16 protein-coding genes are annotated in these 25,593 nt (G+C 47.3%); 6 read left to right on the top strand and 10 right to left on the bottom strand.

Features of this window, described 5'->3' with window-relative positions; genetic code table 11:
* Position 1: 1 nt before the first annotated feature.
* Positions 2-1,165 (bottom strand): CdiA C-terminal domain-containing protein, encoded by a 1,164-nt coding sequence (locus BLV50_RS11270; RefSeq protein ID WP_090807705.1) that lies wholly within the window; start codon positions 1,163-1,165, stop codon positions 2-4.
* A 236-nt stretch (positions 1,166-1,401) separates the two neighbouring features.
* Here BLV50_RS11270 and BLV50_RS33430 point away from each other — a divergent pair, with 236 nt between their 5' ends.
* The 3 genes from BLV50_RS33430 (at position 1,402) to BLV50_RS11260 (ending at position 4,179) form a co-directional block, all read left to right on the top strand.
* A complete protein-coding gene (locus BLV50_RS33430; RefSeq protein ID WP_256336499.1) occupies positions 1,402-1,536 on the top strand; it encodes a hypothetical protein in 135 nt (44 codons plus the stop codon).
* A 78-nt stretch (positions 1,537-1,614) separates the two neighbouring features.
* Positions 1,615-2,001 (top strand): VOC family protein, encoded by a 387-nt coding sequence (locus BLV50_RS11265; protein WP_079695010.1) that lies wholly within the window; start codon positions 1,615-1,617, stop codon positions 1,999-2,001.
* Positions 2,002-2,607: 606 nt separating this feature from the next.
* Positions 2,608-4,179, top strand: a complete 1,572-nt coding sequence (locus BLV50_RS11260) for a stalk domain-containing protein (protein WP_090807703.1) — start codon at positions 2,608-2,610, stop codon at positions 4,177-4,179.
* 145 nt (positions 4,180-4,324) lie between these two features.
* Here BLV50_RS11260 and BLV50_RS11255 read toward each other — a convergent pair whose 3' ends face one another.
* Positions 4,325-7,804: a glycoside hydrolase family 2 TIM barrel-domain containing protein gene (locus BLV50_RS11255; RefSeq protein ID WP_090807701.1), complete on the bottom strand. Its 3,480-nt coding sequence runs from the start codon at positions 7,802-7,804 to the stop codon at positions 4,325-4,327.
* 268 nt (positions 7,805-8,072) lie between these two features.
* Entirely contained in the window at positions 8,073-10,157 is a 2,085-nt protein-coding gene (locus BLV50_RS11250; protein WP_090807699.1) for a pectate lyase family protein, read from the bottom strand.
* A gap of 386 nt (positions 10,158-10,543) precedes the next feature.
* Between BLV50_RS11250 and BLV50_RS11245 the strand changes: the two genes are divergently transcribed.
* Together BLV50_RS11245 and BLV50_RS11240 are read left to right on the top strand one after the other, a co-directional pair.
* Entirely contained in the window at positions 10,544-11,122 is a 579-nt protein-coding gene (locus BLV50_RS11245; RefSeq protein WP_063566008.1) for a hypothetical protein, read from the top strand.
* Positions 11,123-11,377: 255 nt separating this feature from the next.
* Positions 11,378-13,147 (top strand): alpha-glycosidase, encoded by a 1,770-nt coding sequence (locus BLV50_RS11240; RefSeq protein ID WP_090807697.1) that lies wholly within the window; start codon positions 11,378-11,380, stop codon positions 13,145-13,147.
* A 194-nt stretch (positions 13,148-13,341) separates the two neighbouring features.
* Here the strand turns inward: BLV50_RS11240 and BLV50_RS11235 are convergent, their stop codons facing one another.
* The 3 genes from BLV50_RS11235 to BLV50_RS11225 are packed head-to-tail and all read right to left on the bottom strand — an operon-like array spanning position 13,342 to position 17,548.
* Positions 13,342-14,754, bottom strand: coding sequence for an ANL family adenylate-forming protein (locus BLV50_RS11235; protein ID WP_090807695.1), 1,413 nt, complete (start codon positions 14,752-14,754; stop codon positions 13,342-13,344).
* On the bottom strand, positions 14,751-16,172 hold the full coding sequence (locus BLV50_RS11230) for a cysteine peptidase family C39 domain-containing protein (RefSeq protein ID WP_090807693.1): 1,422 nt from the start codon (positions 16,170-16,172) through the stop codon (positions 14,751-14,753). Before BLV50_RS11230 ends, BLV50_RS11235 begins: the two co-directional genes overlap by 4 nt.
* A 2-nt stretch (positions 16,173-16,174) precedes the next feature.
* Entirely contained in the window at positions 16,175-17,548 is a 1,374-nt protein-coding gene (locus BLV50_RS11225; protein WP_090807692.1) for an alpha/beta hydrolase, read from the bottom strand.
* A gap of 481 nt (positions 17,549-18,029) precedes the next feature.
* Between BLV50_RS11225 and BLV50_RS11220 the strand changes: the two genes are divergently transcribed.
* Positions 18,030-20,189, top strand: a complete 2,160-nt coding sequence (locus BLV50_RS11220; protein WP_063566012.1) for an alpha-amylase family glycosyl hydrolase — start codon at positions 18,030-18,032, stop codon at positions 20,187-20,189.
* Positions 20,190-20,288: 99 nt separating this feature from the next.
* Here the strand turns inward: BLV50_RS11220 and BLV50_RS11215 are convergent, their stop codons facing one another.
* From BLV50_RS11215 to BLV50_RS11200, 4 genes are all read right to left on the bottom strand, one after another.
* Complete coding sequence (locus tag BLV50_RS11215; protein WP_090807690.1) at positions 20,289-21,575, bottom strand: MFS transporter; 1,287 nt, start codon at positions 21,573-21,575, stop codon at positions 20,289-20,291.
* 159 nt (positions 21,576-21,734) lie between these two features.
* Positions 21,735-22,571, bottom strand: coding sequence for a sugar ABC transporter permease (locus tag BLV50_RS11210; protein ID WP_024628944.1), 837 nt, complete (start codon positions 22,569-22,571; stop codon positions 21,735-21,737).
* Positions 22,568-23,923: a carbohydrate ABC transporter permease gene (locus tag BLV50_RS11205; RefSeq protein ID WP_063566014.1), complete on the bottom strand. Its 1,356-nt coding sequence runs from the start codon at positions 23,921-23,923 to the stop codon at positions 22,568-22,570. Before BLV50_RS11205 ends, BLV50_RS11210 begins: the two co-directional genes overlap by 4 nt.
* Positions 23,924-24,017: 94 nt before the next feature.
* Positions 24,018-25,304 carry a sugar ABC transporter substrate-binding protein gene (locus BLV50_RS11200; protein ID WP_063566015.1) on the bottom strand — a complete coding sequence of 429 codons (1,287 nt, stop codon included), beginning with the start codon at positions 25,302-25,304 and terminating at the stop codon, positions 24,018-24,020.
* Positions 25,305-25,593: the final 289 nt, after the last annotated feature.

Genomic DNA, 25,593 nt, shown 5'->3' with positions numbered 1-25,593 from the left:
TTTAAGGGAATACTGATATAATCTTACCATCCTTTTTAATTGCAATAACTTCTTGTAAACCTTGGATTTCCCATTCTTTAAATTGCTTAAGCAACGCAGCGTCATCTCCAGACCACTTTGTTAAATTAATTACTACATTCTTGGTTTGTTGCTTAATCACAACCTTTTCTTGAACCTCACTCCAAATACCTCTAATGCCTTTATTTTCAGTTGGTGCATAGCAGTCAAATATACGCTCTTCAATTCTAAAATCGGGATCTCTGTTGGAATCAATTCCATCACTATCCCGAACTTTTGGGTTCTGTTCAATTCGATATCCACTTTTCGCCAATTGATCAGCAGCATCATTTTCTAATTCTAAAGACTGTTTAGTCGCCTTATCCGCATTATTCGGAATTTTTGTTCTCGCTCCACTTGGTAAGGCTTCTGGATTAGGTAATCCACTGGGCTTTATTAGATCTCTTGGACTGTCAATTCCCTTTCCAGGCTCTTTTTTACCTCCTGTTGATCCACCACCCGATCCAATATCATCCTTCGAACGAAAAGCTTTACCAAACAAAACATAAGCCAAGGCCTGGCCCGTTATGGCTCCACCATAGTAGCCCAGTCCATCCTGATCAATCTGCTTCTTCTGCTCATCCACAAACTGCTCAACGTCAGACCTCGCTGTTCCTGTGCCCCAGGCGGCATCCCATGCGAATCCAATACCTCGTCCAACATCAACTACTTTCCCCACGGTTAAGGCATAGGCCACACTGGTCACCGTACCGAATGGATCATGGAAGAGCGCCTCTGCTGTCAGTCCAATTCCAGTTACGGTCTCTCCAACCGACTTATCGAGCAACCCAACACCGAAATTTCGTTTCAGTTCTTCAGGTATATATAGAGCAACCTCACCCGAACCATCCGCTGTCCTGAAATTCTTCGCTATAAAAATAAATTCATTCTGAATTTTATCCAAAAGTCCTAGTGTGGCTGGGAAAACTTCTTTCACCTGCATAAAATCCCAAAAGAAACGTTCCCCTGTCATACCCGACCATTCGGACTGCAACAGGTAAATTGATTTTTCAAGTTCCCGTACCATTCGCTCCAGTTCCAGCTTCTTTTGCTGAACTAATCGGGCTTTTTCCTCTAATACATCGGGATGTACCTGAATACGCTGCATCTATCTTCACCGCCAACCTGACCGTAGTAGTTATACCTAAATTTTAACAAGTTAGAAAGTAGATTGGAATCAAACGGAGGATTCATTTTCACATATATCATCCGGCGCCGTGGTAAACACTCTTCGTCAGAACTATTGCGCATTCGTGCATATTACTCCAAATTTCAATCAATTGGTTAATATATAGGTTATATACCCATTGTGCTAGATTCTATTTTTCCGAAAGGAGCTATAAATTGAACAAAAAGAGTATCATCACCGCCGTAATCATCGGTCTTATCTTGCTTGCTCTTCCCTTTATATTCTACTTTTCCACTAATATGTCCGAAGGATCGGCGTTGCCTAAACCGATTAACCACACCAAGCTCTAAGGTATAATAAATGACATACTATTATATACAACCCTCGTTTTACAGGAGCTAATGATCCAATTCAAAGGAGGCTCATCCATGAAAATAGAACGACTTGATCATCTCGTGTTAACCGTGGAAAATCTGGAAGCAACGATTGCATTTTATACGAATGTTTTAGGTATGCAGGTAGTCGAATTCGGCCAAGGCCGAAAAGCATTACAGTTTGGACAGCAAAAAATCAATCTGCATGAACGTGGCAAAGAGTTTGAACCCAAAGCTCATATCCCCACACCGGGTTCAGCAGATCTTTGTTTTCTGGTCAGCACACCGCTGGAGGAAGTCATTGCGCATTTAACACGACAAAACACGAAGATCGAAGAAGGACCAGTCAAGAGAACAGGTGCACTGGGGCCAATCTGTTCGGTGTATATACGTGATCCTGACGGTAATCTGATCGAACTATCCAATGCTTTATATGCATAAACCATCAGCTCTCACTCTCCATATGGCAGCAAAAAGATCCTGAAAAGCCTCGGCCTCGCAGGATCTTTTTTTGATTTATAGCATGAATAATTACATAGCTCAACTATTTACGGTTAGATACCGCTCTTCATCACTTGGGAATAGAAAAGGTACTGCCTTCCTTCTCACAACCGGTTAACACGTTAAAAACACGTCCTTGCTCACTCTTCATCGTACCGATCCCTTCGCAGGTGTTGGTCGTAATCCCCTGTTTGGAACCATAGGCATCCCTAGAGTTATCATAAGTCGATTGAATGGATTTGCCGAAAAGAATTCAAAACCACTGGAGAATCCACTGTCGGATCATTTGCCTCACAGGCTGTTAACATCATTAACGCTAACAAAAGCGTGAGCAGTACTCTTTTCATCCAATCACCTCATGAATTAAGACGCTAAATTCTCCGTACATGTTACCTATGTGCTGTTAGAAATAACGTAAACACACTCAGCACGGATCTTCAATATAAAAGAATTTTTATCATTTGTATGTAACTCCAACCCACCATAAAGTGTTTATATAACAATGCATCATTCACGTCCATCTCATCTGAAAAAGAGGCGATACCCATGCGTTCGGTTAACCCATCCGATGACATAGCAAAAGAAAAACGACGTCCCACTTCACGCTTGAATCATAGACCCAATAGTAAAAGTAAATCGTCCCGACGATTCGCCATTGCAATGGCTGCAGCACTAGTTGCGTCCGGCTTGTTGTTGGAGCTGACAGCTGAGCCAAACGCTCACGCAGCCACTAACGTACAGCATTCCGCCAGTAACGCTTCGATTCAATCGACTACAACAAACACAGAGAAGAAACTTCACTATACCGCTGTAGAGGGAGCTTATTATTACACAGTCGCCTTGAGAAGTGATGGTTCGGTCTGGACCTGGGGCCGCAATCTGTTTGGAGAGCTGGGTGTGAGCGAGAACATTCGATATCGTCATACATTTAGTCCCATCCGCGTACCGGAACTATCTAATGTAATAGCTATTTCAGCCGCCGGTGGTGGAATCAACGCAGCCGTTCAGGCAGATGGAACGGTCTGGGAGTGGGGTGCTGGCAAACTACCAAGCAAAGTCGAAAGCATCAACTCTGCGAAGGATGTAGTGACTGGTTCTTTCAATGTCGCCCTTCTCCAGAACGGGACAGTCTGGTCATGGCAGCGCCCTAATGCTCAAGGAATCAATTCAGATGATCTCATACGTAAACCACATGCGATTAGCGGACTAAAAGATGTTATCCAGGTTGGATCCGCAGGTCTGCATGGATATGCTTTGAAGAAAGATGGCTCCGTATGGACGTGGAACGAGCCCGAAGAACCCGATAAAGTCCTGTCCAAACCTACCAAGATAAAAGGTCTGACCAACATATCTTCGATCACAAGAACAAATACGTCCCTGCTTGCACTGGATAAGAACGGGAAAGTCTGGGGTTTGGACGAGACAGGGAAAGCATTCGCCTTTCATTACGACTTCAAGGTGAAAAAGATGGATGGAAATACGCAATATATGTTATTACTCACGACATCCGGTGAGGTGTACAGCTACGGAAGGAGCGTGAACGGTAAAGAAGGAAAAGTAAACCATTTATCCGGCATTACCGATATTTCAGCAGGATATTACCACAGTCTTGCCCTATCCTCGGATGGAACCGTCTGGGGCTGGGGAAGTGATAAATACGAGGAAGCAGGTGCACCTGCAACGTCATCTGGAGGAATGGTCTACAAACCCGTTCAAGCCAAGATTGGCACAGATGTATATCTGAACGGTGAGCTATTCCAGTCAATGTATGCCGCTGTTGAAACGCCTAAGACTGTGCAACTGCCAATTAAAGCCATCGCCACAGCACTTGGAGCAAAATTTGAGATTCATCAGGTGAAAGGTAGCCCGAACCACTATACGTTGAATTATGACAATCGGACAATCACAATCCGACCTAACGAGACACAGTATGTTATAACTTCCTCAGATGCATCTGAGGAGCGAGTCATGCAGATACCTGAACCCATAAATAACTACTCGGGAGCAACTACAGTACCTTTTGAGGTATTGCGTGGTTTGGGATTGAACCTGTCCTGGGATTCAGAGAAAGCGATGCTGACCATTGACGATGCTGATAAGAAAGATTCAGGAAGCTAAACGAATCGTTTAACATACAAAAAAATCCCCTTCAGGTAAACGTCCTGTTCTTAAAGAACACCGTTTACTTAAAGGGGATTGATATAAATCGTATAAATCATCTCTATCCCCGAACTACCATATCTGAACTACTATATCTGTTACTCTACTTCTCGAACCGGAACCAGCCAAAGTCAAACTGACTACCCGGCAAGAAAATAAAGGTTACCTTTTGCACACCTTTAACCTGCTCAAGCTCAAACACCCGCTCCTCATATCCATCGGACTGTGTGAATTCGACCAGCTGATTGCTCTGTCCATCCTCACCTGCAAAGCGGATATGGATCGTGTTTTTATCGATTGTTGAACGTCCATAGATCACAAGCTTGGACGTGCCTTCTGCTGTGAAGTCCATATTTTCAAACTCCAACGACACATTGTTTCCGATCCCCTCGACATGATCACCCTCGATCTTGAACGTATCCCCGTAGAGATGATCGCATGATGCAGCCGTATTCTGTTCAAATGCCCGGCTTTGGCGCTCGAATGAGAAGCCTTTGATATGAATCTTCTGCTTCAGTACAAAACAGATCGACGTAATCCCGCTCAGCCGCTTGGACAGTTGATACGTCTCTTCCTGATACACATTCCATCTGGATTCTTTGTCATACACCACATCTGCCAGCAGTGTACTTCCCTCTTCATCTGGCATACCTTCCCAGATCTGAATGAAGTACTCTTCACTGGACAACGCAAAGATTGGAATCGTAATGGTATCGGAGCCGTACGGCCCGAAATCGATATTGCGGAAGCCCACATGTGTCTCCCCGTCCCGGCTTGTCGCTACCCCTCGCTCATTGCCGTTACCGACATCCCCTTTGGTGTAATCGTACAGTCCGCCTGTAATAAAGCCGTATGGATCTTTGTAAGCCGTACCCAGACCTGTTGCTTTGAACTCCAGTTGAGAAATCAGTTTCGTTTTATCTGTACCATTACTGCTCGTCGCACGAAGACGGAATTCCCCATCGCCCAGAGCGGATACGTTGACTTCCAGACCGTTGGCTTCGACCTTGGCAATGTTGGATTCGATACCTGCGTCGTTCACAACTGCCCACTCAATATCCCAATAGGATGTGTTCTCCGGATACAGCTTGGCGCTCACCGTCATCTGCTGTTTCGATGGATCGAATAACTGCCCACCTTCGCTGATAATCTCGATTTTCCGCAAAGGAATCTCCTGCGGACGTCCCGTCAGAACCGGACGTGCTGTATTACTCATGAGTACGTCTTGCTCCTGACTTGCAGCGGCCTCGGAATCACCTAAGGTACGATCTCCTGCGCCTACAACAGCTCGCGATTCGAACTCGGCATCTGCACTTTCCAATCCTTCCGAAGTCACCTCGATCCGTACCGTTCCCGATTCGTTCGTTGCCCCGATGATTGCCATCAGCTTGCCGCTGAACAATCTTCTACTAAGACCTTTGTATGGATCATAGTCCGTGCTGTCCCCGTTATCGAGACCCAACAGACGACCTGCACCTTTCACTTGGACCTGCACACGGTTGTTTGCATTTTGCACGGGATTGCCCGCTTCATCTTCCACTTGAATTTCCACGAAAATAAGATCTGTACCGTCCGCTTGCAGCTGCTCCCGATCGGCTTGCAGACGAATCTTCTTCGCATCTGTAAAGGATCTTTGCACATCCGTTGCAATTACGTTTCCGTGTTCATCATAAGCGATCGCTTTGAGCTCGCCTTCTTCATATAGCACTTTCCACCAGCCTGCCAGCTGGGTTCCCTTTGCATGGTCGATATCATACGTGCCGATTATCTTGCCATTCAGCTGCAATTCAATCTTCGGCGCATTACTGCACACGCGTACATCGATCAGCTGACCAGGACTGAAATCCCAGTAAGGGAACAGGTGAACCATCGGACTTTTCTTGTAATCCGTCCAGGCTGCTTGGTAGATATAGTAGGAATCTTTCGGGAACGTTGCTGTATCCAGCTGTCCAAAATACGAATTCTTTGTATGATACGGTGTTGGTTCTCCAATATAATCAAATCCGGTCCACAGGAACTGCCCCAAGGAATACGGCGTATCTCGTTCTGCCAAAATGCAGTATTCTGCCGACTTCGCGCCCCAACTTGTCGTACTGTTCCCAAGTGCCGAACACTGCTCATCATCATCTGCCAGTATGGATTGCTCGAACGGGAAGTGATAGATCCCACGGCTCTGCACTACAGACGACGTTTCACTACCATAGATAATCCAGTCCGGATGTTCTTCGTGATGTTTGTCGTAGTATTTCTCCGCGTAGTTATAACCTGCGAGCTTCACGATGTCTGCACATTTTTGTGCGTTTTCCCATGGCATGTAGTTCGAACCGATCGTCACGCCTGCATTCCCTTTTGGATCAAATTCCAATACATACTCCATCAGCATGCGGGTTACTTCCTGCCCCCGCTCATCCGCATGAGTGTCGTAAATCTCATTACCGATACTCCACATAATCAGACTTGCATGGTTACGGTCACGCTTCACCCAGCTCTTCACATCGGTATGTGCCCATTCCGGGAAAAATCTCGCATAGTCGTAAGGGGTCTTGGCTCTCTCCCACATATCGAACGCTTCCGAAACGATCAGCATACCCATCTCATCCGCAAGTTCCATGAACTCTTTGGCAGGCATGTTATGAGCAGTCCGGATGGCGTTAACGCCCATTTCCTTCAACAGCACAAATCTTCTGCGCAGCGCAGTTAGGTTAAAAGCGGCCCCCAGCGCCCCAAGATCATGGTGTTCACACACGCCGTTCAGCTTCATCTTGACCCCATTCAGGTGGAATCCTTCGTTTGCATCCAGCTTGATATTCCTGAAACCAATCCGCTGTGTGGCGGTCTCGATCGTCTCATAGCCCTGCTCACCTGTAGCTACTTGCAGTTCCGTTACCAGATCATACAGATTCGGTTCATCCGGGCTCCATAAATTCGGAAGATCGACCGTCAGCTGTTGGCTGTTGGATTGTATCTTTCCATGTCCGGCGTCTTGACCCGCTGTAGCTGTAACGTCCTCTTTGCTGGATACGATCTTATTACCCTGATACCAAATCGTGTGTACAAGTTGTGCGTTCTGATTGAGACTTAGCTCCGTATCCACCTCAACCTGCCAGCCTTCTGGCTGCTGCTGAATCGAAACATAAGTACCGTCTGTGACGATATGATTCCGATCTCTCGTTTTGAGCCACACATTGCGGTAAATTCCGGCCCCGGAATACCATCTGCTGTTGGGACTCTGATGCACAACTTTGACTACAATTTCGTTGTCACCCTTCACCAAAGCACTCGTGATCTCATGCTCAAAAGCCGAATAGCCGTACTTCCATTCCCCGACAAGTTGCCCGTTTACATATACGGAAGAATCCATGTACACCCCGTCAAAGCAAAGCAGAAGCTGCTGCTCATCCTTCGTATATGGAAATGTCTTGCGATACCATCCGATGCTGTCCTCATACAGTTCAAGCGTATTATAGATCAGCCAATCATGAGGAAGCTCAACCGGTTCAAACGGTAACCCCACAGGCTCCGTAACATCCAGCTTACTTTTCGCAAATTGCCATCCATCCGTAAAAAGCTTTTTCTGATTCATCTCAGCTCTCACTTTCTGTGTGTATTAATGATTGCGGTTACAAACAAAAATAGAACATTTCTCGAAAACCTTTTCGAAAATACTTGGTGAGACAATAACACTTCACTTGATTATATCACCTGACCGCCTCTATACGTCACTTCTCAGAGAATTTATATCGAAAAAAACTACATTCAAAATAGATATGACAATAGAAAAGAACTGCCTCATCCGTAGAAAAATCTACTTCAAGGCAGCCCCTGGTCTGTTACTATTTTAATTGGTGAACTTAATTATAACTCGTTGCCAGCCACTGGGCTGGAGTCCAAGACAGTTGTCCTGCCCCTGCGCCGGATGTAGACTTCAGTCTAGCCTGAAGTCCGGCAGGATCTTCTGCCATGTAGCTGTATGGCAGCGCAGTTAATCCATTCCAGGAGAACGGCTTCAAGGATGCCGGTACTGGTGAAAGTGGACTTTTGGCATCGTCGCTGTTGCCTCTAAAGATGCTTCCATCCAATGAATAGATCGTATCTATCGCTGCAATCTTCCCCGTGTAATTACTTTTCGACTCATCGGCCTGATTATTACGCAGCGGATATTGCACGCCAAGGATGACCGAATTCTCTAACAGCACCGCACCACTTTCCGTAGAAATTGCACCATTGCTGGTAATCCCAAAATGATACCCTTTGGCCGAGATAGCTTTAGACATACTGGACGTGATGTTTTTCTTCAAATCCCAGGTAGAGGCATTATCCATGACGATATTGTATGCATGCACATTCCCTCCACGCAGGCGTGGCATACGATCCTGGATATCCTTGTAGTAATTGTGGTGTAGGGTGACTTCCAGATCAGCATTGTCACTTGCGAACTCAGTAGCGCCAATTAGATGTCCCTTCTTCTGGCTCGCCGCCACTGCGATGATCTGTTCCATACTCATGCCAACAGCATTGCTTCTCAGATAGGCATACATCGGGTAGACCGATTTATTGGCTTCCAGCGCATTGATCTGCTGGGTGACCCAGCTATTAGGGCCTTGATCGTCCCCTACAAAGGATGACCAGGAAATAGTGACGCCTGTACTGCCCTTTTTCACATCAACAAGTCCATCGTATGCTTTGTGGAATGTGGCATGATCAATCCAGACGTTGCTGCTATTCTCAACGGTAATGTAGTCCCAATCGTTTTTATCATAATTGCCCTTGGTAGCCTCATCCCACTCCCAAAGTTCATCGAATGCCAGGTTGCGAATAATTACGTTGTTGCTCCGTTTGAACGTGAACGCTGCATGCTTGATTGTTGCTCCATTAGCCGAGAAAATGGTCAGGCCATCGAAGTTATCAATGCTCACTCTGCTAACCCCTGTCTTCATCAGAACAGGATGTGTCAGCGCATTATTATGTGCGCTAAAAGGAGCAGCCTGAGCTGCCGCAGGAAGCTCGTTCCATCCCAGATCCAGATCATTCATGATCTCAATTACTTTGGTTTTGGAGCCTTTCTTCAAGGCCAGAGCCAGATCACTGGCGGTATATACCCGCATATAACGTGAATCAGTATCCGAGATGATACCACCACCGGTCGTATTCGCTGCGGCAAAACCAGTCAAATTATACGCAGCCCATTCTGTTGTCTGATCTGGCTCCGTAGGTTCAGTTCCAGGATCGGTCGGTGGTGTTTCTGTTGACGGATCGCTTGGTGTACCCGTGGATGGTTCCGTTGTTGGATCGGTCGGTGGTGTGACTGTTGTTGGATCTCCGATATTCCAGATATTCACATTATCGTACATGACAAGAGACTTCAAGGTCACCAACCCTGCACTCCCCTTGGTCATGTCTGTATCTGTAGCAGACAGCTCCAATACACCATTCACGTACATGTTAATGGATGAACCGTTCATTTCAAGTTTGACGTTATACCATGTATCCACAGCCAGCTTATAATCGGATTTTGTGGCGAGCGTTGTGGTAGAACCATTCACTTTTTTCCGAATTTCAAGTTTCCCGCCACTGCTGTTGTACAAGGACGCTGCATAATAATTGTTGGCATCCGCATATCGGCCTGCTACATACGTGCGAGTCGATCCGTTGAAATCGACGACTTTCACATCCGCTGCAATGGCATAGTTACTCCACTCCGCATCTCCCGCCGAACTTCTGCCCTCGCTCTTGCCCGATTGATAATATACTGCGTTTCCCTGATCCTGAACGACAGACCAACTGCCACTCGTGGACGTCCATTCGGCATCCCCATTCTCAAAGGAATCCTGCATCCATCCACCCGCTTGAACGGGATGAATCAGCCCAAGCGAGAGCACAAGACTTATGCTTAACGCCAGGATTATCATTTTGGTAAATCGTTTGTTTCTACTCATGAATTATTCCTCCAATATGTATGAATCAACTCCAATGCTATTTATCGGGCGTACCGTTATAAACGGAAATAGGTTTAAAGTATTAATAAATAAACCCAAAATTCATTATAATTTTTCATATATATCCTTTCTGAAAATATTCTGAAAGAACCAGATGCCTCATTTTTCCCGAACAAATGTACACGTTTAAACATCGAGATATCTCTTTATACCTACTTAATCACCCCCGTCATTACAGCTTTCTATGATGGTGTACCAATATGAAAATGCATGAAACAATATAAAACAACCAATTTACTGTCAATCGATTCCTGTAATTTCTTGTCGTGCTATGTTAGATTATCCATTGGAATAATATCACATATATAGATAGGGGAAATTAGAACGTGAAGAAATCATGGGTACTATCCATCATTATGAGTTTTGTTTTGCTTGGCGGGGTATTTGCACCTGCAGGGTCCTATGCCGCTGCTGCGGATGACTCAACTACTACATATTCGGAAGACGCATACTCCGAAGTTGACACAACAGAAGAAGAGCCGGAACTTACAGCCGACGAAGCAGATTTCTTGAACTACATGGATCAACTGGATAGCGCATCCGTATATGAGGAGAAAGCTTTCGATGCTTTGGGCGGGGGATTTTACATTACATCTTCCAATCGCAAGTCCGTTTTCCTCAAATTGACCAACACAGCGATTCCTAACTACACCAAATATGTATCCAAGCTGAAATTGATTAAACCACAAAATACGGAGCTGCAAAAAATTCATGCCAACTTGATCAAAGGAAGCTATACTCAGTTGGAAGGATTCCAACTCGCGAAAAAAGCGGTCTCCAAAACAACGGTAAACAGCGCTGTCCTGAAACAAGCCAACGCCAAAATTGATACTGGCAAGAAAAATATCGAGAAGTTCCAAAAAGAATTGTCTGCCTATGCCAATAAACTCGGGTATGAGTTTTAAAAAATAGTACCTAAATTTAAACGGTGAATTCAAGTCACCTTTACCTCATATATGAAGCGAAAAGCACCCTGCGTTTCGAATTCGATATATTGAGATTCCAGGAAAAAAAAGTGTTTTCTTTTTCCAATTTAGTTCGTATAATAGCACTATAATCAAAAGGCTATGCTGCCGAAAGGTACAACCTCGTGAACATTGGGGTTGTGCCTTTTTTGCGTTTATAGCCATATGATCCATCCCAGATAAGGAGTGAATGCTATGTTACTTGAAGCTATTTATCATCGTCCCAAAATGAATTGGTCCTACGTATATGACCGTTCCACCATGCACCTGAGGCTCCGTTCCAAGCGGGGCGACCTGGATGCTGTTATCGCCATCATCGGGGATAAATATGCATGGGATCGTACGGTTCTCCACCTTCCGATGCGAATCTTTGCCCGTGATGCCCTGTTCGATTATTGGGAAGTGGAAGCGCAACCACCCTACCGCAGATTACGCTACGGCTTCCAACTGATCGAGGGAGAGAAATCGGTCTGGATGACGGAACGAGGATTCGAACAGGCTCTGCCTGATCATCCGTTGGAATTTTTCGATTTTCCATTTATGAATCCGGTGGATTTCTTCGAGGCACCTGCTTGGGTTAAGGATGCTGTATTCTATCAGATCTTCCCTGAACGTTTTGCCAATGGTGATCCGTCGATCAGTCCAAAGAATGCTGAACCCTGGGGCGGTGAACCGACGCCTGTCAATTTTTTCGGAGGTGACCTTCAAGGCGTTCTGGACCACCTCGATCATCTGAGCGCACTTGGCATTAACGCCATTTATTTCTGCCCGGTGTTCCAGGCTACAACCAACCATAAGTACAATACCGCAGACTACCTGAGGGTCGATCCGCACTTTGGCACCAATGAGAAATTGAAGGAACTTGTGGATGCATGCCATGCACGTGGGATACGGGTAGTTCTGGACGCGGTGTTTAACCACTCAGGCAGAGAGTTCCTTCCATTCGCGGATGTGCTTGAAAAAGGGTCTGCTTCCCGTTATGCGGATTGGTTCCATGTCAGAGAATGGCCGGCACGTATCGAGGATGGTATTCCCACATATGATACCTTTGCCTTCGAACCTCTTATGCCTAAACTGAACACAGAGCATCCCGAGGTTAAGGAATATTTGCTGGAGGTGGCCCGCTACTGGATTCAGGATATGGGTATCGACGGTTGGAGGCTGGATGTTGCCAATGAGGTAGACCATCAATTCTGGCGTGAATTCCGGCAAACGGTCAAATCACTTAACCCGGATGCCTATCTACTAGGCGAAATCTGGCATGATTCCATCATGTGGCTGCAGGGGGATCAGTTTGATGCAGTCATGAACTACCCTTTCACGAATTCAGTCATGGATTACGCTGTGCTTGGCAAGCTGGATGGCCTCGGATTCGCCAACGAGGTTGGCAAACTGCTTGCTGCGTATTCACAGCCTGTAACCGAAGCTGCTTTCAACCTGCTCGGAAGTCATGATACGCCAAGACTGCTCACCCTATGTGAAGGGGATGTACGCAAGATGAAGCTAGCTGTCATTCTGCTGCTTACGTACCCAGGTGCTCCTTGTATTTACTATGGTGACGAGGTAGGGCTGGATGGTGGCTATGATCCAGGTTGTCGCAAATGTATGGAGTGGGACGAACAGAAGCAGAACAAGGATCTGCTAGATTTCTTCACCCAAGCCATTGCCCTGCGTAAACAACACGCTGCATTGCGCAGTGCGGACATCACCATGATTTACGCGGAAGCCGGAGACCCGTGCATTGCCATTGGACGCAAGGATCAGGAGACCGGGGAACAATTTGTACTCGTCCTGAATGCAAGTGAAGAACCACGCAGTATGGAGTTGCCACTACACCAAGGAACTTGGCGTAATGTATTCTCAGCCACAACTCGGGAAACTCAGCAGAACAAGCTGAAGCTGGACTTGGAAGCGTACGGTTTCTCCCTGTTGCAGTTGGACGTCAAATCACACGTTAAGGCATAACAATTACATTAATGAACAGCCCTTCTCGATGCTATCCCAGATCATTCGCAAGAATACTGTGTATGTTTATCTCTCAAAGTGAAAAAAGGGGAACCATCGGTGCGTCATGCATCCGAAGGTTCCCCTCTCCTATTACAACTCATGATATCCCCTGCTGCATTAGCATTCATGAGTCACTTTATTCATTCGTTCAATCAGTATTGTGTCCCTTCCAAATCCTCCTCCAGGCTTGCCGCAACCTCATCCCGAACGGAGGGAATTTGACCGGAATTTCTTATTTTCTTCATTCTTGGACTTGTTAATGTCTCCTGAGTAATCACAATCTTTTGCGGAATTTTGTACTGGGGTAGCTTGTCTCGGCAAAAATCCCACATTTGTCTGCGCAGTTCCGTAAGAGGCTGCTCACCTGTAAGTCTGACCGTGGCCTTCACCATCTGCCCCATAATTCCACTCGATTCCCCGCTCACCACAGCCGTTTCGATGGTTTCCATTTGCTCCAAAATACTCTCCACTTCCGCAGGATAAACCTTACGTCCGCCTACATTAATGATCTCGGAGCGGCGACCCAAAATGCGAATGTAACCATCCTCCATCTCCGCTTCATCTCCGGTCTGGAGCCAACCATCTTCCGTGAACGGAGAAGGGGCGTTCAGATACCCGATCATGGCCGTTTTTGTTTGGATCTCAAGCAACCCGTCCACAATCCGATAACGGACTTCTCCGTCACGAACCGTAAATAGCAATGAACCGGAATTTTTGGAGCGTGTCGGCAGAATACCAAGCTCCGACATACCATAAGCCTGCACCGTACGTACATTCGGAAATTGTCTATTCCATGCGGTAAGCAGCGCCTCTGGCATAACCTCTGAACCATAGGAGACCACTTCGAGACTGGATAGATCGAACTCCTGATAGACCCCACTAAGGAGCAGCAAATTCATGAACGTTGGTGAGACTGGCAAGGCCTGAACACGGTACTTTTCAATGGCTTTGCATACTTCCAGGGGGGAGCGATCCGGTATGACGCATAAACAGCCTCCGCTAGACAGGGATTGCAGCATCGTATTCAATCCACCAATGTGATCAAACATCATGAACGGAATGGTACAGAGCGGCCGAACTTGCCGCCTGAACCCGTGCAACAGACGATCCGCGCTGTGAACAGCAGCTTTGCTTTGCCCTGTCGATCCGGATGAGAAGATTACCAGACCTGCGTTCTTTTCCTGACTCAGCCTATCCAAAATCGGGGACCGAGAGCCTTGCACGGAGCAACGTCTGGCTATAGCTTCCCCTTCCCCAACACTCATGCGCCATTCTGCCTGAGCGAGCGCTGTATACTCATTCCTTTTAGCCTCGACCAAGTGTCGATCCATCGGAACCACAATACAATTCCGCTCCAGTAGAGCGATCAATGCCGCTGCCGCATAAGGAGAATAATCCTCTTCAAGCGCAACGGTTGTCCCTTCAATCCCTTCTCTGGAAATCCACTGGCTAAAGGTGTGAACCTGATCCAATAACCAGTTATAACTATACTGCTCGTCCTTCCATATCAACGCAGGGAGATGGTCATACGCGGCGAACCGTTCCAGAAGAAAAGTGATATTCATCCCTCATCATCCTTTGGGCAAGGTTTCAATTGCGCCTCCAGATATTCAACCAGTGATTCCACCGTTCGATAAGGACTTTCTGGCATGGAAGCTGCCGCCATTTCCGCGAGGGTTATCCCTACACCGAACGCATCTTCAACACTTTGCTCGACAACCGCAAGTAAAGTTACAAGTTCTAGGGAGTCCAGTCTTCCCCGACTTCCATATAGGGGCGCCTGCAAGCCATGCTCTAGAGGAATGGGCGCGTTATGGTACCGATTAAGCTCATCGCAGCTGTCCAGCACAATCCGCTCAATGACTTCCCGATGTGAAGGCGTAGGCGCGGGATTTTCCACAGTCGATGGGATCTGTCTGAAGCGATCGGCATGCTGATGTGTCGTCATTAGCGCTTCGTACCAGCGTAATTCGTCCGCCGCCAATTGTTCGATAATATCCGTTAACTGCTCCCGCCATTCAGGGCTTCGTTTCATTCTGGCGATCTGCAACAGCTTATGCGCCTGTTCCCATCGGGCAATCATTGCACCGAATTCTGCAACATATTGATCATGAGGAGAATCGAGCCATTGGGCGGCCTCTTCCAGCAAATCGCGGAAAAAGTAGCGGCTCCAGCGCATGTCGAACAGGAACGCGGAGATAGCTTTCTCCTGTTCCCGATCCACCTCGGCATCCGGGTGCAATCTTTGTAACAATTGTGATGTGACAGCCTGTCCAAAATAATAGCTTCGATTGCCCTCCCAGATCGTTCTGCCCGCGATGAATTCATGGGCCTGTGTCGCCAGCGCAGAACGCAGCATGTTCCGATAGCCTGCGGAGTCGAGTGTTTCCACAGCACGGATCTCCATCGTGCCATATGTTCGTAATGTTTCTTTGCGCCGGGCTATTTCGAGCTCGGAGATATTTTTGTTTCCTTTCCAGAACTCTTGGAAATCAGGTGATGACACAGCTCCCATGTATTTGGAGGGAACGGGGTCATAGACATAGAACTGCTCCTCATCCATTCCGTACACAGCCAGCCAATGATCGACCAGATGCAGGCGTGAGTCTTGTTTAACGAGTTTATGAATATACTCGGGATTTCGATAATCATCCCCATAAGGCAAGCAGTAACTTGTGCCTGTAACGACCAAAGGCCCCTCATTTTCAAGCCGTTCCCGAATATAGGCCTTTCCTTGTTCGAAGCTGTCAAACTCCCGTTCTCCAAACACTTCCCACATCGGCTCCTCATAATCCAGCTTATGAAAGTAAGGCTTGATCAGGCCACGATCCGAACAGGAAGTCAGACTATACAAGCGGCTGGAAGCCAACAGGCCGAGACTGCTTATCGAGCCCTGACGCTGAAGGATTTCGTGAATCAAAGGAAAATTACAGGGATAATAATACGGAATATCCATCGTTGGTTGAAACGGTTGACTAATCATGGCTACCTCCTATTCCCGGCTTTGGCAGCCGTGCTGCCCCAAGACTGGATTTTGTAATGAAGAGACAGATTAGCATGGGCACGAAACACCCGATTGGGCAGTGCCTTGCCATCTGCATCGGTTTCAAACTGCCGGAAGCCTCGCGTGAACCTGAACCGAAATCCGCTGTCACGTGGAACCTCGAAACAGCCTTCATAATGACCACCTCCGGTGTGCAGAAGCTTCATGCCCATGCCTCCGTAGATCGAGTCATCATACATGTCCTGAAAGGGTACCTCGGCACTCATGCAGACAGTCACGTGACCCGATATTTCTTCCACAACAGTGTACATGCGTGATGCCGACAACTCTCCCACCGTCAGGGTAACCACTGAATGACCTATCTTGACAGGAAACAGTTCCCCATTGGGTCGAACCTCAAGAACATCAGGGTGATCGGACCTATAATCCCCTTCAAGCACACTCATGGTGAACCCGCTATCGTAATGAAGCAGCGCATTGATGTGCCCGCTCATGCCGCCCTTCAATCCAATAACGTCCCTTCCCATCAGCTCCAGAGAGACTGGATCGCCGATTCGGCCAAACATGTAAAGTAGCGGAAGGTGAACCCGCTCTCCCCAATCCGCCTCCTGATGACCTGCATCCGGCTGTTCCAGAAATGCGATGTCTTTGCCAGGCTTGTATCCCAGTGCGAGCATCTGATGGACGACATTCCTTACCTGGGAAGGCAGAAACAATCCTTCTGCGTCCCCAATATCCATCCACATTTGAATGGGAGCACTGCCCTCAGGCATGAGGTACATATCCTCTTCCTGTAACCTGCTCTCCGACGTTTCATCCAGCTGCACGTCCACGAAAAAGGGAGAGAGCATGATCAGTTTGCCAAAAATATCAGGATGACGTGTTCCTATATGGAAGGTGCTGAGTGCCGCTGCGGAAGAACCAAGCAGTCCCGTATTGTCCTTGTCTGGAAGTGTGCGGTAATGCTCGTCAATGAATGGTTTCAGTTCATGAATGATAAAGTGTTCATAATCCAGGCCTGAGCAGCCCACACTCACCGCTTCTCTTGCAGGCGCAATGAAATGATAGAATTCATTGTGTGTAACTGGACGAACATGGGCAATTCCGACAATGATCAGCCCATCCATCAAGCCTTGATCAATCAGTTGGTCTGCCGCCTGATCTACGTGCCACGTTTCATTTCCCGCAGTCGAAGAGCCGAAGGCCCTCTGACCCGCATGCATGTATAACACCGGATAGCGTTGATCCACATGCTCCTTATAGCCTGGTGGCAAATAGACAAAAATCTTTCTCGTGTTGTCCAGCCTGGATGCCTTGAAACCTTCCACACATTCGATAACAGAATGAGTGTTCACTGATCCATCAACCGCCTCTCCTATAGATTTCCCTTTATACTACCGGGATTTACTTGTTAGTCCTACTTCGTTCTTCCCTCGGCTACATCGACAAACAACCCCGTCTCTGAAGAGACGGGGTTGTTTTAAAACACCGAAATGTTCTAAAATGCATAGCCCTTATATTGGTGGGTCTGCGAATAGTTTAAATCTGTTGAGCCTGATTTGTAAATATGGAAATAGAAAAAAAATGCTCAAGAAAAAGTTATTGACAACCAAACCATTATTTAATTATCATAACGTTGTGATTATAACTAGAGGGCCATGCTTTTAAACCCAATCGGTTTAGGACAACCCCGGTAACTCCAGCAGGAGGTGCCGGGGTTGTTGGCATTCATAAAGGGGGGATAACGTTAAGAATAACTAGTCAACGTCCAAATTGAAAGCGCTTTTCTAATCAAGGAAGAGAGTTCACATCTAATAAACGAAGGGTGGATTACCAATGTTCAAATGGACCAAGCGAATCATCCTCAGTACCACGCTGAGCTTCAGCTTGCTGGCCGGAAGTGCACTGCCATTATTCCCGGCGGCCTCCGTATTTGCAGATGCTGATACGGCTGTAACCAACAAGCAGAACTTCAGCACCGATGTTATTTATCAAGTATTTACCGACCGTTTTCTGGACGGAAATCCCTCCAACAACCCTACTGGGGCTGCCTATGACGCCTCCTGTTCTAACCTGAAGCTCTATTGCGGGGGCGACTGGCAAGGACTGATCAACAAGATTAATGACAACTACTTTTCCGATCTGGGCATTACGGCACTCTGGATTTCCCAGCCTGTGGAGAACATATACTCACTGATTAACTATTCCGGTGTCAACAATACGGCTTATCACGGCTATTGGGCACGTGACTTCAAGAAGACCAATCCTGCTTTCGGTACGATGACCGATTTTCAGAACCTGATCAATACGGCACATGCCAAAGGCATTAAAGTCATCATTGATTTTGCTCCTAACCATACCTCTCCTGCCATGGAAACCGACACCTCGTTCGCAGAGAATGGAAAGTTATACAATAACGGCACTCTGCTTGGTGGCTACACCAATGATACGAACAAATTATTCCACCACAATGGCGGCTCCGACTTCTCCACACTGGAGAACGGTATCTACAAAAATCTCTATGATCTCGCTGACCTGAACCACAATAACAGCACCATTGACACCTACTTCAAGGATGCGATCAAGCTCTGGCTGGATATGGGTATTGACGGAATCCGGGTGGATGCGGTGAAGCATATGCCGATGGGATGGCAAAAGAACTGGATGTCCTCCATCTATGGCTACAAACCGGTATTCACGTTTGGTGAATGGTTCCTGGGTTCATCCGCATCCGATGCAGACAATACCAACTTCGCCAACCAATCCGGTATGAGTCTGCTCGACTTCCGTTTCAACAATGAAGTACGTAATGTGTTCCGTGATAACACATCCACGATGGTTGCCCTGGATTCCATGATCACCAGCACAGCCGCTGATTATGCCCAGGTGAATGACCAAGTGACCTTCATTGATAACCATGACATGGATCGCTTCAAAACAAGTGCTGTCAATAACCGTCGCTTGGAACAAGCTCTTGCATTTACACTTACCTCGCGGGGCGTACCAGCCATCTATTATGGCACTGAGCAGTATTTGACAGGTAACGGCGACCCTAACAACCGTGCCAAAATGCCTTCGTTCTCCAAAACAACAACCGCTTTTAACGTCATCAGCAAGCTGGCTCCATTGCGCAAAACCAATCCAGCCATCGCCTATGGAACAACCCAGCAGCGCTGGATTAACAACGATGTGTATGTGTATGAACGTAAATTCGGCAACAACGTGGCTGTCGTAGCGGTTAACCGTAATCTTTCGACTTCCACATCCATCAGTGGCCTGACCACTTCACTCCCTTCGGGTACATACAACGATGTTCTTGCAGGTGCATTAAGCGGTAATAACATTACCTCTACAGGAGGTAACGTCGCTAACTTCACTTTGGCAGCAGGAGCTACAGCGGTCTGGCAGTATACAGCCAATACCACCACACCAACTATCGGGCATGTGGGCCCTGTAATGGGTAAAGCGGGTAATACTGTTACCATTGATGGTCGTGGATTTGGTACTACCAAAGGCACTGTCTATTTCGGTACAACCGCTGTTACCGGTTCAGCCATCACATCGTGGGAAGATACTCAGATCAAAGTGACCATCCCTGCTGTTGCCGCCGGCAACTATGCAGTTAAAGTCGCAGCGAGCGGAGTCAACAGCAACACTTATAACAATTTCACGATTCTTAGTGGCAACCAGGTTTCCGTCCGTTTTGTCATAAACAATGCATCTACTACACTCGGTCAGAATCTCTATCTGACAGGCAATGTTGCGGAGCTGGGGAACTGGTCTACAGGCCCTCTCGCCATTGGTCCGGTCTTCAATCAGGTCATCTATTCTTATCCAACCTGGTATTATGACGTCAGCGTGCCTGCCGGAACGAATCTGGAATTCAAGTTTTTCAAAAAGAACGGCTCAACGATTACGTGGGAAAATGGCAATAATCATACCTTCACCACACCAACCAGTGGAACCGCAACCGTTACAGTGGACTGGCAGCCTTAATTCCTTCACCGTCCTATCATTCAACCCGGAGTCAGACGCGACAAGCGCCTGCTTCCGGGTTCTTTGATTAGGCTCGTCCTTATCTATGGCATGCATTTACTATCGATAGTTCCGAATGGATTTTAATCCTGCTGCCGCAATAATTCCTACCACCAACAGCAATGCTCCGAGGCTCTCCAGCACGGTTTGAGCACCCCACTGATCAGCCAAAACAGAAACCACCGTTAATCCCAGGATCGGGGCTGTACTTGTTATGGTTCCGAGCACCCCGTAGATTCTACCCTGCAGCTCATCGGGAACCTCGGCACGCATCATGATTTGAGTTAACATCGTACAGCACGCAAACATGGCTCCCCCAGCAATGATCAGCGGCAAGGCCACCAAAGGAGAAGATACATTGGCTAACAGCATATACAGTGGGCCGAGAACTAGCAGACCGATGAACACCCATCGTCCCCTTCGTTTCAGCCGATTGCCTGAGGCAATCAGAATTCCGGAACCCAGCATGTACCCCAGTGGAATACATGTCTCAATCAGTCCGAACTGGACAGGATTCGCCTGCCATACTTTGACGGCCATGACTTGAACAAGCATGATGGCTGACATGAAGAAGAGAATCAGCAGCGGATTAAGAATAACGATTGAACGAATCAGGGGATGTGCGAAGATGTAGGAAAATGAACCGCCCCACTCCTTTACGAACGATCCTCTATGCATGGAAGAGCGTTGGACATCCGGAAAACGCCCAGCCAACATCACACATATCGCAGACAGCAGAAAGGTCACACCCGTAATCATAATAGCCGTAAATCCTCCAAATGCAGAAACTGCAATGCCCGCTGCGGCCAGTCCGCTGATCCGGGCAATATTATCGACCAGATGGATGGTTCCTGTAGCTTGTTGCAGATGCTCCCTCCCCACCAGACTGGTTACCGAAGCATGAAATGCTGGCGCCTGAAACAGACTGGAAAACATCGAAAGGGAAAGCATGAGCAGTACGATTGGAAAAGGAGCGCGCAGCACAAACAGACTCACCGCGATGATAAACGCCATAGCCCCACGAAACAAATCCGACGACAGCATCAATGTTCTGCGATCCAGTCTGTCGGCAAACGTACCCGCGAATGATCCGAACAGAAAACTGACGACCATGTTACATACTTGTACAGCTGCCATGCTCTTCGCACTTCCTGTGGTCTGCAACACCCACAGACTGATGGCAATGCCGTTGAAACAATCACCAAATACGGAGATGCCATAGCCACACAAAATTCTGCGATAAGCAACATTACGCCAAAGCGCCCTATTGGCCATTTTCTGACTCTCCGCAGCAGTAAGAGCCCCGTTCGGTCCCAATTCCGGTTCTGGGGACTGTAGCGTTCCCATTGATCTTTTCCTCCTCTTGTCATTCGGATCTCAAACAGCAGGCAGGCGCTTCCGGAGCAGTTCCAGCGATGAATGGAACCTCTCAGAAGCGCCTGATTGGTGGCCTGGGTATGTTCTACAGGCTGTCTATGCGATTTGGGTGTTTATCCTCTTATCCTTTTATCCTTTGGAGGCGCCAGAGGTCAGCCCCTGCACCAGGAAGCGTTGCAAGAATACAAACAACAACGTAATCGGAATAGCGATCAGTACCGCCCCGGCAGCAAACATCGTAAAGTTACTGTCCTGATAGCGGCTAACCAGATCCCACATTCCAACCGCAAGTGTCCAGTTCTCTTTTGTCCGAAGTACCAGCCGGGCAAAGATAAAGTCCATCCATGCACCAGTGAAGCTGGTTAAGGCTACATAGGTCAGCATCGGCCGGGACAACGGCAGAATGATGCTGGTGAACACACGCAGATGACTGGCACCATCAATTCGTGCTGCTTCATCCAAACTACGCGGGATGGTATCAAAGAACCCTTTGACAATAAATCCACCCAGCACGGCCCCAGACGAATAGACCAGAATCAACGCGGCATGAGTGTCCAGCAATTTGATCTGAAGCAAAATAATATAAATGGCAATCATGCTCATGAAGCTCGGGAACATCCCGAGGATCAGCATGGTGGATAGAATGGTCTTGCGACCGCGAAACCGGAACCGGGATAAGGCATACATGCCTAAAGTGACCATGAGCGTTGAGAAAATCATGGTGAAAAAGGCGATCTTCAACGTGTTCAGATACCATGTTCCATACATGAACGACGGGTTATTAAACAGTTCCCCATAATGGGCCAGCGTGAACGCTTCAGGCCACAGACGTTCACTGAACAGAGCCGCACCTGGACGCAGTGACGAGAGAAATATCCACAAGACGGGATACACCGATACGATGGCAATGATGACCAGCAGCACATAGCTGATCGTCAGACGCATGGGATTATTGCGCTTTTTCATTGAATCATGTCCTCCTCCTTGAACGATTTGGAACGACGGAAATTCCAGATGGAGAACGACGCAATAATCAGGAAAATAATGATACCGACCGCCGAAGCCATATTGAACTTGTTGTTATCCAACGTCAGTTTGTACAACCAGGTCACGAGAAGATCGGTTGATCCCGCATACTGATAATCCCCACGCAGCGGATTACCGTTCGTCAACAGGAAGATGACATTGAAGTTGTTGAAATTCCCGGCAAATTGCATAATGAGCACCGGTGTCGTAGCGAACATGATAAAAGGAAGCGTAATGATGCGGAACTTCTGAAAGCCAGACGCCCCGTCTACCTCAGCCGCTTCATACAAATCCCGTGGAATCGCCGTTAGCACGCCCAGTATGAGCACCATGCTGACCGGGATTCCGATCCACATGTTTACAATGACGACTGTAACTTTTGCCCAGAATGGATCGGTTAACCATGGCAACCCCTCAAGGCCAAAAGCCTTCATATACGTATTAATGGGACCAAACTGTCCGTTGAACAGGTTACGCATCAGAAGCAGTGAGATAATCTGCGGAATGGCATACGGAAGAATGAAGATCGTCCGCCACAGCTTTTTGAAACGAATACCCTTCTGCTCGATGAGAAGTGCAACCAGCACCCCACCAAAATACGTAGTCACCGTTGCCAGAATGGCCCAGATCACGGTCCATGTTAATACTCCAAAGAAGGTATGGCTCCACGATTTAAGCTGAATTAGATCCGTAAAAGTCTTGAAACCGACCCAGTCCACCAGCTTGGCGGGCGGAATATGATCCGGTGCCGAGTAATTGGTGAAGGCCAGGGTAATCGTAAATAAAATCGGCATAATGGTGAAAAACAGGATTCCAAGCGCAGGGATGGATAGGAAAAGATACGGAAATTGTTTATCAAGCAGATATCTCAGGGAAGCAGAAGCTCCGGTGGCCTGCTTGCCTTCCTCTCTTAATTTTCCCGTGATGTACGCATCCCGAATATTGAAAATATATAGAAGAAGAAAAACGAAAAATACCAAAAGTACTATGATTCCGTTGAGCAGCAAAAAGATGGAGTGGTCGCCCTGTTGCAGCACCGTTGATCCATTGACCTTGACGAAACGCTGCGTTTGCTCGCCCAGCGTCCATACTCCCCATACAGCCTGATTCAAACGGGGAATCAGATATGCGAGTCCTACTCCCTCTAGGATCAGAAAACAGATTCCCTTAATCCATTGACGGTTATACAACTGTCCAAGTCCTTGCAGGACAAGGGACAACACAGCCGCTGTCATGCGATGCTGTCTTTCTCGATTCGGTTTAACAGTGACTGGAACATGCTGTTGTTTCATTCATTCCTACTCCTTCCCGGCAAGCGAAGTTACCGATCAGTTATAGCAGAGTGCAGAGGACATGTTGACTTCCTCTGCACCTGCTCTTTCTTTTTTATTGGACAGTTGCAAGGCTCTCCTTGACTTGTTTGACTGCGTTATCCAGAGAGGTTTTCACATCCTTGCCTCCATCCCATATGTCGGTAATTGCTGCACTGATGGGACCCCATACGCTATCCATGGCAGGAAGCGAAGGCATTGGGGTAGAGTTGTTGAATTGCTCAAGGAATGCCTTCGTGATTTCATCCCCTTGAATCTTCGGATCTGCCGCCACGTCTTTATTGGCTGGGAGAGTGCCGTTCATCTCAAAGTTGACCATCTGGGATTCGGCACTGGAGAGATAAGCTGCAAACAACTTGGCAGCATTCGGATAGGTTGTAAATGCATTGACGTAATATGCCTTGACTCCAGAGAAGGAGGTCATCGGTTTGCCTTCAATAGCCGGAAGTGGCGCAACACCGAAGTCAATGCCAGCATTGCGATAATCGGCGATGGACCAAGGTCCGTTAATATCCATGGCCAGTTTCCCGCTTGAGAAGAGACCTTTCTTGATGTCATAGTTCACATCGCCCATCTTCACAGGCAGTACTTCCGATTTCAGCGTTTGCAAGAACTGACCGCCCTTGATGGCTCCCTCATTGTTGAGGCCAATATCCTCGCTGTTCATGCCTTCATCACCGAAGATATATCCGCCCTGGGAAGCCAGATAAGCAAAGTTGTAATAGAACTGCTGTAGCTCCCACATCAAAGTGTACTTGTTGTTTTTGGTGTCATTAAAGGTTTTGGCAAAGCTGATAATGTCATCAAATGATTTCGGTGCTTCGGGATAAAGCTTTTTGTTGTAGAACAACGCATAGGTTTCTACGCTGTAGGGATAGCCGTATAAGATGTCTTTGAAGGTTACGGCTTTAACCGCATTGTCACTAGTGGATTGTGTAGTCTGTTGCTCAAAAATATCGTTCGGCAAAATCAGTCCAGCTTCTGAAGCGCTGCCAATCTTGTCATGTGGGAAAACGACCACATCCGCAGCCAATCCCGCGGGTCCGTCCGTAGTGAGCTTGGTCACTTGATCCGTCGGCGGCAATTCCTCGATTTTTACAGAAACGCCGTATTTCTCTTCAAATTTCTTCGCCCGTTCTTCAATAAAGCTGCGCTGATTTTTATCCTCCCATATGACAAGGCTTGCGCCCTCTTCTGGCTGAATATTTTCCGCGGTTACTGTGGTTTCTCCAGTCTCACCGCTGTCTGTTGTGGTTGGCGCAGCGCCTCCACCTCCGCTTGAACACGCGGTAAGTGTGAGTGCCATGAATCCTGCAAGTGCTGCTTGCTGCCATTTTCTCATTGAATTTCCCCCTTTTCGTAGTCATGATCGATGCTGTACTCGCGCTTTTCACCCGTTTTTCTGTGTACTGTTCCTGTATTCCGAAGTTCGGCTTATATCCGTTTGAACGTAATACAAACGTTTGCTCATATTAACCTCAGATGGGTACAATCCTTATGTAATCGGGATGAATTTTCTAGGAAGTATGTTGATTCAAGTCATGTAAGCGCTATAATAACAATCACATCATACAATAGCGAACTTTATTTGCACAAACGTTTGCACAAGTCATTTTCGTCCATTTTCCTTC

The sequence above is a fragment of the Paenibacillus sp. 276b genome (genome assembly GCF_900107875.1).
Lineage (GTDB): Bacteria > Bacillota > Bacilli > Paenibacillales > Paenibacillaceae > Paenibacillus > Paenibacillus marchantiae.
The sequence above is the reverse complement of the archived record's forward strand: the minus strand, read 5'-3'. Positions and strand labels throughout refer to the sequence as shown.

What these genes read in the sequence shown, in the direction of transcription:
- BLV50_RS11270 (WP_090807705.1), bottom strand. Translation starts at nt 1,165, where the DNA reads ATGCAGCGTATTCAGGTACATCCCGATGTATTAGAGGAAAAAGCCCGA.
- BLV50_RS11265 (WP_079695010.1), top strand. Translation starts at nt 1,615, where the DNA reads ATGAAAATAGAACGACTTGATCATCTCGTGTTAACCGTGGAAAATCTG.
- BLV50_RS11260 (WP_090807703.1), top strand. Translation starts at nt 2,608, where the DNA reads ATGCGTTCGGTTAACCCATCCGATGACATAGCAAAAGAAAAACGACGT.
- BLV50_RS11255 (WP_090807701.1), bottom strand. Translation starts at nt 7,804, where the DNA reads ATGAATCAGAAAAAGCTTTTTACGGATGGATGGCAATTTGCGAAAAGT.
- BLV50_RS11250 (WP_090807699.1), bottom strand. Translation starts at nt 10,157, where the DNA reads ATGAGTAGAAACAAACGATTTACCAAAATGATAATCCTGGCGTTAAGC.
- BLV50_RS11240 (WP_090807697.1), top strand. Translation starts at nt 11,378, where the DNA reads ATGTTACTTGAAGCTATTTATCATCGTCCCAAAATGAATTGGTCCTAC.
- BLV50_RS11235 (WP_090807695.1), bottom strand. Translation starts at nt 14,754, where the DNA reads ATGAATATCACTTTTCTTCTGGAACGGTTCGCCGCGTATGACCATCTC.
- BLV50_RS11230 (WP_090807693.1), bottom strand. Translation starts at nt 16,172, where the DNA reads ATGATTAGTCAACCGTTTCAACCAACGATGGATATTCCGTATTATTAT.
- BLV50_RS11220 (WP_063566012.1), top strand. Translation starts at nt 18,030, where the DNA reads ATGTTCAAATGGACCAAGCGAATCATCCTCAGTACCACGCTGAGCTTC.
- BLV50_RS11215 (WP_090807690.1), bottom strand. Translation starts at nt 21,575, where the DNA reads ATGGGAACGCTACAGTCCCCAGAACCGGAATTGGGACCGAACGGGGCT.
- BLV50_RS11210 (WP_024628944.1), bottom strand. Translation starts at nt 22,571, where the DNA reads ATGAAAAAGCGCAATAATCCCATGCGTCTGACGATCAGCTATGTGCTG.
- BLV50_RS11205 (WP_063566014.1), bottom strand. Translation starts at nt 23,923, where the DNA reads ATGAAACAACAGCATGTTCCAGTCACTGTTAAACCGAATCGAGAAAGA.
- BLV50_RS11200 (WP_063566015.1), bottom strand. Translation starts at nt 25,304, where the DNA reads ATGAGAAAATGGCAGCAAGCAGCACTTGCAGGATTCATGGCACTCACA.